Here is a 12,067-nt window from a genome sequence, read left to right as displayed (position 1 = left end):
CACCGGCCGCGCCGTGAAGCCGATCTCCTCGACGGCGGCGATCACCCGCGCCTCGGCGACCCCGGGCGGGACCAGCACCTTCGCCTTCTCGGTGGCGTAGTTGACGGTCGCCTCCACCCCGTCGATCGCGTTGAGGCGCTTCTCGATGCGCGCCGCACAGGCCGCGCACGTCATGCCGCCGATCAGCAGTTCCAGGTGGTTCTCAGCCGTGGCCATGCTCGGTGCCCCCCTCCGTGCCGCCGCCGCTCGTGTCGGCGGGGACAGCGGCTCCGCCGTTGCGCACGGCCTCCTCGTTGCGGGCCTTGGCCGCCGCGAAGGCCTCCTCGGTCAGGCCGTGCGGGGGCGGGTTCGGGCCGTTCACGCGCAGGGTGAAGGCCGCCGTACGCACGACGCCCTGGTGCTGGAAGTCCAGGAACAGCCGGTAGTCGCCGAAGCTGGGCGCGGTGGCGTGGAACAGGATGTCCGGACCGGGGGCGGTCTTCCCGTCGCCCGGCGTGCCGTCGGGGTGGACGTGCAGGTACGCCATGTCGCCGTCGCGCAGCGCGACCAGGTGCCCGAAGGCGCCCAGGTACGGCTCCAGGTCGGTGACCGGCTTGCCGCCCTTCGCGACGCTGAGCGTCAACTTGCCGCTCTTGCCGGGCGTCAGCTCGCCGCCGAGGGTCACCGTGTACCCGTCGACCGTCGCGGTGGTCGAGGGCGCGGGCAGGGCCTCCGGCCGGTAGTCGCCCGACACCGACACGTCGGCCCCGAGCGTCTCGCCGTGGATGCCCCACAGCGGCATGTAGTCGGCGAAGACCCGGTACTCGCCCGCCGCCGCGAAGGTCAGCGGCACCCGCCACACGCCGTCCGCGCCGAGGTTCGGGTGGACGTGCTGGAAGTTCGTCAGGTCGCGCCGCGCCACGATGAGGTGCATCAGCTTCTCGTGCTGCGGCTTGTACTTCAACAGCGGCGTGCCGTCGTGCTGCACGATCTGGAAGGCGAAGGTCTGCTTCGTGCCCGCCCGGACGTTGTCCGTGATCACCTTCAGGTTCATGCTCTCGTGGGAGAGCGTCAGGCCGTACGAGGACTCCTCGGCCACGGCGGCCGGCTTGGCGGCGGGTGCCGGTGCGGGTGCGGCGGTTGGCGGGGGCCCGACCACGCGGCCGACGGTGTAGGCGCTCCCGAGCACCAGCACCAGGGCGAGCGCGAACGCGCCGAGCTTCGTCAAGGTCTTCATTGGTAACCGTCCTGTGTCGACAGGGTTGGCGTGGAAGCGGGCCGGGGGCGGGGAGCCGCCCTCCCGCGATCGGGTCCGTCGTGGGGGTCGGCCGGGCGGCCCGTCACCCGTCCTCGCGGCGCGGGCTGCGGCGTGCGGGGGTCGGCCGGCGGGCTCACCGGTCACCGCCGGGGTCCGGGCCGGGCGCCCGGCCCCAGCGCAGCAGGCACGCCCCGAACGACATCCCCCCGCCGAACCCCAGCAGGAGGACGAGGTCTCCGTCGCGGAGCAGTCCGGCCCGGTTGGCGTGGTCGAGGGTGAGCGGCACCGAGGCGCTGCCGCAGTTCGCGTACTCCTCCACCGTGCGGTGCGTGTGCGCCGCGGTCAGCCCGCACGCGCGCACCAGCTCGTCGAGGAGCAGACCGTTGGGCTGGTGCGGCACGACGTGCGCGACGTCCGCCGCGCCGACGCCCGCCCTGGCCAGCAGCTTGTCCACGAACGGCGGGAGCTCCTGCAGGACGAGCTCGGTGACCCCCCGGCCGTGCATGCGGAAGAAGTGGCCGCCGTCCGCCACGGTCGTCGCGGACGCCGGCAGCCGGCTGCCGCCCGCCGCGACCCGGATCAGGTCACCGGCGTCGCCCCGGCTGGCCAGCTCGTACTCGACGACGCCGCGCCCCGGTGGCGCCGTCCCCACGACGGCCGCGCCGGCGCCGTCGCCGAACAGCACGGCGGTGCGCCGGTCGTCGAAGTCCAGGATGCGCGAGTACACGTCGGCGCCGACCACGAGCGCGTGGGTGCCTGGTCGGTCCGCCACCAGCGACTGCGCCAGCACCAGGGCGTGCACGAATCCCGCGCACACCGCGTTGACGTCGAAGCACGCGGCCCCGTGCGCGCCGAGACGTTCCTGCACCAGGCAGGCCGTCGGCGGCTGCGGATGGTCCGGGGTCGACGTCGACACGATGAGGTAGTCGACGCGGTCGACACCGAGGTCCGCGTCCCGCAGCGCGCGGGCCGCGGCCCGCACCGCGAGGTCCGACGTGGCCTCCTCCGTCGCCGCGAAACGGCGCGAACGAATGGCGGTCTTGCGCACGATCCATTCCGGACTCGCACCCGGCACGCGACGCGCGATTTCCTCGTTCGGCAATGCTCGCGCGGGCACCCAGGATCCGGTGCCCAGAATTCCGACGGATGAGGACACAGCAGCCTCCAGAGAGGAGAGGCATTTCGTGCCTGCAAATTAGCCGAGTCGAACCATCGACCGCAATCATGTGCACCACCGATCGACACGACCCGCCGCACAAATTACCGAGCGATGGCGGAAACGATTTCACGGCGATGGAACGCGCAATTTCCGGGCCGCCCGGGGCCCTGCGCCGACGAACCGGCGCACGGTTCACCCGTGCAGTTCACCCGGGGCGGACGTGACACGCGGGGATGGGATCCGGCGCGTGGCCACCGCCATGCTGACGGCACGACCGACGCGCGGCGAGGCCCCGCGGCGCGGCCGGCGCCCCGGGGGGGTGGGCCGGTGGACGCCGGCGCCACGCCTCGCCGCACCGACCAGGACCGGACGGAGGCCACCCATGACGGCGCAGATGGCCGCGACGCCCCATCCCGTCAGCCGGCCCACCGGATGGCGACCCCGGGACCCGGGGCCGCGGGCGGATCCCCGTCCACACGAACTCATCGTGACCGATACAATGCAGTCCGTGGTGATCGGGATCCAGGAGGCGACCATGTCGATCGTGCCGCCGCCCGGGTCGGCGCATCCGGTCGTGCCGGGTGTGCCGGCAACCGGCACGCGCCACGTCCGCAGCGGGCCGTGGCGCTGATGGTCACCGGGACCCGGCCCGCCGGCCTGACGCAGCCCCCCGCCGCGCCGGCCCACGCCCTGTCGACCCCGGGCATGCGCCGGGCGAGCCTGTGCGTCCTGGCGGGCGCCGCGAGCGGGGTCGCGGCGTGCACACTGCTCGCCGCCCTGGAGATGCGTCGCGAGCCCGATCCGCGCGGGATCGTGCTCGGCGCGGTCGGGGCGCTGCTCCTGGTCGTGGCGCTCGCCGGGGCGCTGTACCGGTCGGTCATGTCGTGGCCGGCGGCGGCGCCGACCGCCCGGTGGCTGCTCGCCGGCTGCGCCACGGCCGCCGTGCTGTCCGTCCCGCTCGTCGGGCCGGCCGGGGGCACCCCCGGGCGCGCCTGGGCGTTCGTGGGGGCCGCGCTCGTCGGGGCCGCGCCGCTGCTGCTGCCGATGCGGTACGCGGCGACCCTGATGGCCGCGACGGTGCTGGTGGCCGCGGCGACGGCCTGGTGGTTCGGCGGCCCCGTGCGCGACGCGGTGACCGTCACGGTGGTGCTCGGGCTGTCGGTGGCGGTGTGGAACGTGCTGCACCTGTGGTTCTGGACGTTCCGGGCGCAGGCCAGGGAGGGGCGCGACGCCCTGGCCCGCCTGGCGGCGGCCGAGGAGCGACTGCGGTGCGCCCGGGACGTGTACGCCCTGCTCGCGAACGAACTGTCGGCGCTCGTCCTCAAGGCGGAGCTGGCGTCGCGACTGGCACTGGTCGACGGGGAGCGGACCCGCAAGGAGACCGTCGAGATGCGGGCGCTCGCGGCTGCCGCGCTGGCCCGGATGCGCGAGGCCGTGCACGGCTACCGCAGCGTCGGCCTGCGCGAGCAGGCGCACACGGTGGCGCGGGTGCTGCGGAACTCCGGCGTGCGGTGCACCGTGACGCAGCCGGAGCAGGACCTGCCGCCCGCGCTCACCGGGCCGCTGGTGTCCGTGCTGCGGGAGGCGGGCACCCACGTGCTGCGGCACGGCGAGGCGCGGTGGTGCACCATCGAGATCGTCCGCGAGGGGGCCGCGGCACGGCTGACGATGGTCAACGACGGCGCCGGCGACGGTGGCCCGGACATCGACCGCAGCGGGCTGCCGGGGCTGGCCGGCCGGCTGCGGGAAGCGGGCGGCACGCTGCGCACCTGGCGGAAGGACGGCACGTTCACCCTGGAGGCCACCGTCCGGGCCGGGTCGTGACCGGCCCGGGCGGCGGGCGCGACACCACCGGCGCCGCAACCGGACGGCGGACCGGCCCCCGCGCGGGGTGGCCCGGTCCGCCACACGCCGCTCAGCCGGTAGCCGTCAGCGCCCCACCGGGCAGGAGGGACTCGTCGGCCGTGGGCCACCGCGTCGGGTCGTCGCCGAGGGTGATGAGCTCGGCGACCTGGAGGCGGCACCACGGCGACACGGAGATGTCGCCCGTGCCCACCGCGTACACGAAGTCCGCCCAGTCGACCCACTCGAAGTCGCCGATGGCGCGCGGGTCGGGGCTCGGGCGGTCGTCGGTCACCACCCGGAACACCGGGGAGACCGCGTTCTCCGCCACGCCGTTGTCCATCACGGCGCGGTAGCGGAACGCGGGCAGGACCAGGTCCGGCGCCGGCGCCGCCAGGCCGAGCTCGGCGCGCACCGTGCGGGTCACCGCCGCGGGGACCGGTTCCCCCGGCACCGGATGCCCGTAGCACGAGTTCGTCCAGATCCCCGGCCACGTGCGCGTCCGGTCGCTGCGCATGGTGAGCAGCAGCTTCGCGTCGCTGGTGAAGACGTAACAGGAGAACGCCAGGTGCAGCGGCGTACGCAGGTGGTGCACCGTCGCGCCCTCCGTGGCACCCACGGGCCGTCCCTGTTCGTCGAGCAGCACGACCTGTGCCATGGTGTCCCTCCCCACCGGGATTCAGCTCGCCTGTGCGAAGGCGGCGGCGATCACGGTTCCCCAGCCGGTGCTCGCCACCTGCAACGGCACCAGCTTCGCGCGGGGCCGCAGGAACGCCAGCGCGTCCGCGAGGGGCTTGCCGCGCACGCCGCGCCAGGTTCCCGACACGTGCACCAGCGCGAACGCGATGGCCGCGATCATCGGCACGGCGCCCCAGGTGAACCCGCCGATGGCGAGCACCGACACGCACACCGTGGAGCCGCCGACCGCGATCAGCCCGCTCGCGACCGCCATCGCGCGGGTCAGGCCCAGCGCGCGGACGCACGTGCGGATGTTGAAGGCGGCGTCCTCCGGCCAGTCCTCGGCGGTGTTGACCATGACGATGCCGACCTGGTTCGCGCCGAACCCGATGATCACGGCCAGCAGCGGCCACGACAGCTCACCGGGCACGGACCGTACGACGACGAGCATCGGCAGCCAGATCAGCACCGCGGCGAGGCCGGGGATCTGCCCCACGCCGGAGCTCTTCAGGTGCACCGGCGGGATCGAGTACTGGGCGCCGATCCAGAGGGTGAACGCGACCAGGGGCAGGACGTCCCAGTGTCCGGTGCGGAAGGTGAAGTAGGTCGCGAGGGCGAGCACGCCCACGCCGGTGGCGGCGATCTGCCACCGCACGTTGCGCAGCCCCAGCCCGTACACCGCCTCGGACAGCCACGTCTTGTACACGGCGTCGACGTCGCGGTCGGCGTACGCGTTGGTCATGTCGATGAAGTGCATGATGGACAGCGCCATCACGATCACCAGCGCGAAGTGGACGGAGGCCAGGGTGCTCACGTCGTCCACCGACAGCAGCGACGGGATCGCGTAGATGGCCAGCATCACGGGCAGGAACTCGACCCGGCGGATGCGGATGGAGTGGTAGATCGGGCGTCGCGCGGTGGCCGGCGCCGGTGTGGGGGGCACGCCCGCGCGCGCCTCTTCGACGGTCATGGTGTCTTCCTTCGAGGTTGAGGAGCAGGGTGGCGCTCACCGGGCCGGCGAGCACGGTTTTCGCTGCGGCGGCGGTGCCGGTGCGGGCCGGTCCGGCTCGGCGGTCACCGCGCCCTCCCTCGTGAGCGCCCCTGACCGTGGTCAGAGGATCTGGATCCGCTGGAGGTGCCGGGAGGAGTTGCCGCGGAAGGCGTTGCGGCCGTGCAGCAGCGCCTGGTTGTCGACGACGACGATGTCCCCGTCGACCCACTCGTGGTGGTAGCAGACGTCCGGGTGGTGCAGCCGGTCGCGCAGGTCGGCCATGAACGGCTCGGCCTCCTCCGCCGACCTGCCGCCGATGGACACCCAGACCGGGTTGCGGTACCGCTCCGGGTCGAGCGGCTCGCCGTACCGCATGATCGTCTCGCCGGTCTCCGAGTGCGTGGTGAGCAGGGGCGACACGGTCTCGCCGCCGTAGTAGCCGAGCTTCTCCGTGCGGTAGCTGACCTCCGTCGCCGCCCACTCGCGCACCAGCTCCGGCGAGGCGCGCCGGATCACCTCGGTGCTGTCGGAGAACACGGTCTCGCCACCGCCGCCGGGCACCGGCGCCTCGAGGCACTGGAAGAGGAAGTACCGCGGCGCGGCCCGCGCGAACGCGCCGTCCCAGTGGAACGGCACGTCCGTACGGCTGAACAGGTAGTTCTTCGGGTCCTCCTGGACCACCAGGTCCAGGACGGCGCCGAAGTCCCAGGTCAGCACCTCGCCCCAGGTCTCGCAGTAGGCGACGAGGTCCTCCCTGCTCAGCAGGGGGAAGCCGCGCAGCACGACCACCTTGGACTCGATCGTCCAGCGCTCCAGCGTCGCCGGCGCGATGTCCCGCAGGTCGGCGCCGTCGTGTGCCGCCGTCAGCAGCGTGCCGAACGGCGCCAGCGGCGTCCGCTCGAGGCGTAGCTCGTCTGCCGTGGTCATGACGCGATCTCCTCCTGCCGGAAGTGGGGGTTGACGTAGTGGCTCGGCCGGCCGTTGCGCCAGACGAGCGAGGCCCGGTCACTCTCGGCCTGGCTGCGCTTGACCAGCGTCAGGTTGACGCCGTCGTCGAGGACCACGCCGTGCCACGGCGTGAGCCAGCTGTCCCTGGTACGGATGAGGTGGAGGCCGATCTTCTCGGCGTGCCGGGGCTGCGGGTGGATCGACAGCCGCAGCGAGTCGGGGAACTTCGTGGCGACCAGGTCTCCCCAGGCCCGGCTGCGCCGGATCATCTGGTAGGCGAACTCCTTGCAGTGCTCGCGCAGCTTGGTCCGGCTCATGCCGGGGTGCAGCGGGGCCTGGTCCTCGAGCATGAACCGGTGCATGCCGTTGAACAACGACCGGGCGCCCAGGTCGGTCAGCACCTCGGCGCGGATGTCCTCCAGGGGCGTGGCGTACTCGGCGAGGAGCCGCCGGCGCATCTCGTCGTAGGGCATCGCCCCGAACGCGTCGTCGAGCGAGTACATCGAGACCGCGGACGCGCCGGTCTGTTCGATGATGCGCTGCATCTCCGTGCGGTACGCGGTCACGTCCTCGTCGGGGATGCCGAGCAGGTCCGAGAAGACGTGGCCGTCGGAGCAGATGAGGATCCGCGCGCCCGTCGGGTGGTAGTGGCTGACCTGCTCGCAGAAGGACTGGAGGAACTCGACGGAGATCCGCTCGCCGAGGTCGGGCAGCGAACCGACCACCTTCTCCGGGTTGCGGGACTTCGCGGGGAACGCCGGCAGCACGAAGTGCAGCGGTTCGCCGCTGCGCACGTAGCGGCCCACCCGCTCCTCGTGGGTGGCGAAGCAGTCGTCGCACGGCTGCGCCGCGCACGGGTCGTCGGCGTGTTCGAGACGGCGGAAGCGGAAGACCAGTTCGAGTATCTGCCGGGCGAGCGTGCGCTCCCGGCTACCGACCTGTTCGTCCTCGGCAACGGTCATGTCGTGTCCGATCGCATCGTGGTTTCCTTGTCGCCGGCGGACGGGCCGACCGGGGCGACGCGCCGGCGCCGCGCGGCACGCGCGCCCTTCGGCGGGTCGATGTGCACCAGCTCCGTACGCGTGCTGATCTTCAGCTTCCGGTACGCCCGCGTCAGGTGCTGCTCGACGGTGCTGACGGTGATGAACAGCCGGTCGCCGATCTCCCGGTTGGTGTGCCCCCGGGCGGCCAGGTTCACGACGCGGCGCTCGGCGTCGGTCAGCGTGGCGAGCCCGTCCTTCGCGCCGGCCACCGGAGGGTCGAGGGCGTCGTCGGACGGCTTGAGCTTGCGCCGCAGCAGTTCGGCGTGGCAGCCCTCGGCGAGCTGGAGGGCGTGCGCGCCCATCATCTTGGCGCGCCCGAACTCGCCGAGGGCGTGCCCCGTCTGGCTCAGGTCCGCGAAGACGTGGGCCAGTTCGTGCCGGTCCCCGCTGGCGTGCAGCAGGTCCATCGCCTCGCGCAGCATCACCTGGCGTTGCTTGGGCGCGTACGCCGCCGCCAGCGCCCGCAGCCCCATGCCCTTGGCGCGCGGGGCGTCGCCACCCGGCAGCGCCAGGTGTTCGGTGACCAGCTTCCGGGCCCGGTCCGGCCGCCCCAACCGCACGTACAGCCGGGCGAGGTCGACCCGCCACGGCAGCGTGGAGGGATCGTCGGCGCCCCAGATCACGGCGAGCTGGCCGGTGGTCTGGAAGTCCGCGAGCGCGGCGTGCCGCCGGTCCACGGCGTCGTAGTAGACGCCCCGGGCCCGCAGATACTGCGGCCAGAACAGGCTCTGGCGCATCGCGGCCGGCGTCGGCTCCCGCAGGGCCGCCTCGGCCCGGGAGAGTTGCCCGGTCATCGTGCAGGCGAGGACGAGATGCGCGAGCGGCGAGCCGACGGCGACGCCCCACGCGGCGGGCGGCATCGTGGCCAGCGCGTCGCGCGCGTGCCGCTCGGCGGCGGCGAGGTCGCCGCGGCACAGGGCGATGGCGGCCCGCACGTCGGTCAGGACGGCCCGCCAGCTCGTGATGTCGTGCGCCTCGGCCTCCTCGGCCAGCTTCTCGCACCACTCGGCGGCACGGTCGAGGTGGCCGGCGCGGATCAGCACCCGCAGCGCGTGCCACACCGAGACCAGGAGGGAGTCACCGGGGCGGGCGCGTTGCAGCACCTCCTCGGCGCGGTCGACGGCCGCCCCCGGCCCCGGGTCGCCGGGAACGCCGCCGCCGTGCGGGCGGCAGTGCCGCAGCCACTCGCGGGTGGCGAGGTGGTCGGCGCCGAGGTCCGGATCCGGGTGCGCGGTGAGGTCGCCCACCCCGCCGAGCGCCTCCACCGCCTCGTCGTGCCTGCCCTGCCAGGCCAGCGACCGGGCGAGCAGCAGCGCGTCGGCCTCGTCGAGGAGGCCGGCGCGGCCCGCCCTCGCCAGCGACGACAGGTGACGCGGAACCGCCTCGGGGTCGCTGCGCCAGTGCACCCGGACGAGGGCGGCCTCCACGGCGGCCCGCTCGCGGCCGTCGTCGGTGGATCTCAGCGCCAGTTCCAGGCAGTCCGCGGCATGCCGTACGGCGCCGTCGGCGACGGCCTCGGCGGCCGCCGCGACCAGCACCGGCGTGGCCCAGGGCTCGGCCGGCTCACCGACGCCCACCAGGTGCGCGGCCACCTCGGCGGGGGACGCGCCGTCCTCGTGCAGCAGGCGCGCGGCCCGCGACCGCAGCGCCGACTGCGTGCGCGGCGGGCAGTCGTCGAGCACCGCGGCGCGTACCGCCGGGTGGTGGTAGGAGCAGCCGTGGGTGAGGCCCGCCTCGTTGAGCGCGCCGAGCACCTGCCGGGTGGTCGCCGCGCAGAGGCCCACCAGGCCGGTGACGAGCCCGGCGGACGCGGCGGGGCCGACGATCGCGAGAGCGCGGGCGACGTCGAGCAGCCGGGGATCGCTGCGGTGCAGGCAGGCGAGCGCGGCCTGGACGAACGACTCGCCCACCGTCGGCGCGACGTCCCCGTCCGCGCCGGTGAGGGCGTCGTCGAGCAGCGCGTGCACGAGCATCGGGTTGCCGCCGCTGACGGCGTGCGCCGACGCGGCGAGCCGCCGGGCGGCCTCCGGCTGGATCCGCTCGGCGAGCAGCCGGCCGACGCCGTCGGGCGACAGCGGGAGCAGCCGCAGGTGGCGGCAGTGCGGTTGCCTCGTGAGCTCCGCCCGGAACGCCGCCGCCTCGGGCCGCGCGCCGACGCAGCCGCTCAGCACGAGCAGCACCCGCGCGAACCGGATGCGCCGTTGCAGGTACAGCAGCGCCTGCAACGACAGGGAGTCCGCGAACTGGACGTCGTCGACGACCACCACCAGGGGGCGGTCGGCGGCGACGTCGAGCAGGACCTGGCAGACGTCCTCCAGCAGCTGCGCGTCGCCGTGCCGCAGGGTGGGGGCGTCCGGGTCCCCCGCCGGCCCGGTGTCGCGCCGCAGCAGCGGCAGGTGGTCGGTCGAGGTGGTCTGGGCCCGGAGGCTGTGGAACAGCTGGCCCACCACCCCCAGGGAGATCATGCTCTCGGCGACCGAACAGGCCGCGGTCAGCACGAGCGCGCCGTCGCCGACCGCCACCTCGGCGACGGCGTTCACCAGCCGGGTCTTCCCGCTGGCGACGCCGCCGTCGACCAGCGCGACCCGGCCCTGGCCCGCGGCAGCCGTCGCGTACGTCTCGGCGAGGTCGGACAGCAGGTGTTCTCTCTCGATCAGTGCCATGTGGTCACCTCCGGACACTCCTGAGGCTCGGGTCGACCGGCGACTCACCCCGGTTGTTCGGCGTGGGCGACCGTGGCGCCGCCGCGCGAAGCCGAGCTGAGCGACCGGGTGTGCGCCCTGACGCTGCGCAGCACCGCGGACATGTTGTCGTTGAGATAGAAGTGACCGCCCGGGTGGACGGCGAACTCGAACCCGGCGTCGGTGTGTTCCCGCCACGCCCGCGCCTCGTCGACCGTCACCCGCGGGTCGCTGTCGCCGATGTGCGCGACGATCGGGCAGTCCAGCCGTGGCGCGGGCCGGTACTCGTAGGTCTCGGCCGCGGTGTAGTCGGAGCGGATGGCCGGCAGGACCATCCGCACCACCTCCTCGTCCGCCAGCAGGGCGCTGTCCGTGCCCGCCAGGGCGCGTACCTCGGCGATCAGGCCGGCGTCGTCCCGCAGGTGGGTCCGCTCCTCCTTGCGGAGGTGCGGCGCCCGCCTGCCGGAGACGAACAGCGCGGTCGGGCTGACGCCCGCCCGCCGCAGCCGCAGCGCGACCTCGAACCCGATGGTCGCGCCGAGGCTGTGGCCGAACACGGCGATCGGCCGGTCGACCAGCGGAAGCAGCGCCGCCACCAGCCGGTCCGCGATCTCGTGGACCGACGTGAGGCCCGGCTCCCGCAACCGGTCCTGGCGACCGGGGTACTGGACGGCGAGCACGTCGACCTCGGGTGCGAGCGTCCTGGCCACCCGGACGAAGTAGCTCGCCGAGCCGCCCGCGTGCGGCAGGCACAGCAGCCTGGTCGCCGCCTCGTCCGCCGGATGGAACCGGCGCACCCACAGGTCGGTGTCTGTCATCTCGTCCCCCCGCGAATCAGCTCGTGGTCGCCGGTGCCGGCGCGGTCGCGCCGGGGCTGCGTCAGCGGCCCGCGTCCGTCCGGGCCTCGCTCCAGCTGATCGTGGTGGGCCGGACCGCCGCCAGGTCGCTGGTGGTCCAGCTGTCCACGACGTCGATGCGGACGTCACCCTCCGCCGGAGCGTCGGTCCCGTCGAAGAAGAAGGCGTTGAGAATCTCGGTCGCGTTGACAGACATGGGAGTCCCCTCTCGCACAGCTTGGCCCGGTGGTGCGGAACGCCACCTAAACCTGCTGGACGGGTACGTGTTTCAACAAGGTCTGCGTTCATCGTCTCCGCGACGGTTCGTCACAGCGGAATCGTGAATCTCTCATACCCGTCACACACGGCATGCTGGGTGACCTTTGTCAATACCCGCTCCAGCCGCCCGCGCGTTCGGCGGCACCGCACTCCAGGTCGGGCGGCGACCCGGGGAAGCCCTTGTGCGACAGGGGTCACGAGCGGTGGGCCGGCCGGCGGAGCGGGCCACGGGAATTGCTCCCCGCCAGCCACGGGAGCAACCTTCGGGAGGTCACGGGCACTGTTCCCCGTCCGGCCGTGCGCCGTTCACCTGGCCCGGATGAGGAACTCACGCCCCACCACCACCCGACAATGCCTGACCAGCAACTCCACA

The 12,067-nt window shown here is 73.7% G+C and carries 12 protein-coding genes; 2 read left to right on the top strand and 10 right to left on the bottom strand.

Going from position 1 to position 12,067, the window contains the following annotated elements:
• The 3 genes from ACSNN9_RS25170 to ACSNN9_RS25160 all read right to left on the bottom strand — a co-directional run.
• Nucleotides 1-216: cation transporter (locus ACSNN9_RS25170; RefSeq protein WP_436675694.1), on the bottom strand; the 216-nt coding region annotated here is incomplete at its 3' end.
• Nucleotides 203-1,216: a hypothetical protein gene (locus ACSNN9_RS25165; RefSeq protein ID WP_436675693.1), complete on the bottom strand. Its 1,014-nt coding sequence runs from the start codon at nucleotides 1,214-1,216 to the stop codon at nucleotides 203-205. The genes ACSNN9_RS25170 and ACSNN9_RS25165, both read right to left, overlap by 14 nt.
• A gap of 154 nt (nucleotides 1,217-1,370) precedes the next feature.
• The gene (locus tag ACSNN9_RS25160) at nucleotides 1,371-2,393 is read right to left on the bottom strand and encodes a 3-oxoacyl-ACP synthase III family protein (protein ID WP_436675692.1); all 1,023 of its coding nucleotides are present in this window, start codon (nucleotides 2,391-2,393) and stop codon (nucleotides 1,371-1,373) included.
• Nucleotides 2,394-2,904: 511 nt separating this feature from the next.
• On the opposite strand from ACSNN9_RS25160, the gene ACSNN9_RS25155 reads away from it, so the two are divergent.
• Both ACSNN9_RS25155 and ACSNN9_RS25150 read left to right on the top strand, forming a co-directional pair.
• Nucleotides 2,905-3,027 (top strand): hypothetical protein, encoded by a 123-nt coding sequence (locus ACSNN9_RS25155; RefSeq protein ID WP_436675691.1) that lies wholly within the window; start codon nucleotides 2,905-2,907, stop codon nucleotides 3,025-3,027.
• Entirely contained in the window at nucleotides 3,027-4,220 is a 1,194-nt protein-coding gene (locus ACSNN9_RS25150) for a histidine kinase (protein WP_436675695.1), read from the top strand. The genes ACSNN9_RS25155 and ACSNN9_RS25150 overlap by 1 nt, the downstream gene beginning before the upstream one ends.
• A gap of 91 nt (nucleotides 4,221-4,311) precedes the next feature.
• Here the strand turns inward: ACSNN9_RS25150 and idi are convergent, their stop codons facing one another.
• From idi to ACSNN9_RS25115, 7 genes are all read right to left on the bottom strand, one after another.
• Nucleotides 4,312-4,896 (bottom strand): isopentenyl-diphosphate Delta-isomerase, encoded by a 585-nt coding sequence (gene idi, locus ACSNN9_RS25145; RefSeq protein ID WP_436675690.1) that lies wholly within the window; start codon nucleotides 4,894-4,896, stop codon nucleotides 4,312-4,314.
• 21 nt (nucleotides 4,897-4,917) lie between these two features.
• On the bottom strand, nucleotides 4,918-5,886 hold the full coding sequence (locus tag ACSNN9_RS25140; protein WP_436675689.1) for a UbiA family prenyltransferase: 969 nt from the start codon (nucleotides 5,884-5,886) through the stop codon (nucleotides 4,918-4,920).
• A gap of 141 nt (nucleotides 5,887-6,027) precedes the next feature.
• Nucleotides 6,028-6,834, bottom strand: a complete 807-nt coding sequence (locus tag ACSNN9_RS25135) for a TauD/TfdA dioxygenase family protein (protein ID WP_436675688.1) — start codon at nucleotides 6,832-6,834, stop codon at nucleotides 6,028-6,030.
• Nucleotides 6,831-7,817, bottom strand: coding sequence for an L-tyrosine/L-tryptophan isonitrile synthase family protein (locus tag ACSNN9_RS25130; protein WP_436675687.1), 987 nt, complete (start codon nucleotides 7,815-7,817; stop codon nucleotides 6,831-6,833). Before ACSNN9_RS25130 ends, ACSNN9_RS25135 begins: the two co-directional genes overlap by 4 nt.
• On the bottom strand, nucleotides 7,814-10,561 hold the full coding sequence (locus ACSNN9_RS25125; RefSeq protein WP_436675686.1) for an AAA family ATPase: 2,748 nt from the start codon (nucleotides 10,559-10,561) through the stop codon (nucleotides 7,814-7,816). Before ACSNN9_RS25125 ends, ACSNN9_RS25130 begins: the two co-directional genes overlap by 4 nt.
• Before the next feature lie 44 nt (nucleotides 10,562-10,605).
• Nucleotides 10,606-11,397, bottom strand: coding sequence for a thioesterase II family protein (locus ACSNN9_RS25120; RefSeq protein WP_436675685.1), 792 nt, complete (start codon nucleotides 11,395-11,397; stop codon nucleotides 10,606-10,608).
• Between the two features lie 61 nt (nucleotides 11,398-11,458).
• Nucleotides 11,459-11,632: a hypothetical protein gene (locus ACSNN9_RS25115; RefSeq protein WP_436675684.1), complete on the bottom strand. Its 174-nt coding sequence runs from the start codon at nucleotides 11,630-11,632 to the stop codon at nucleotides 11,459-11,461.
• Nucleotides 11,633-12,067 lie beyond the last annotated feature (435 nt).

The sequence above is a fragment of the Micromonospora sp. URMC 107 genome, from assembly GCF_051386315.1.
GTDB lineage: Bacteria > Actinomycetota > Actinomycetes > Mycobacteriales > Micromonosporaceae > Micromonospora.
This window is presented reverse-complemented; position numbering and strand designations above follow the sequence as displayed.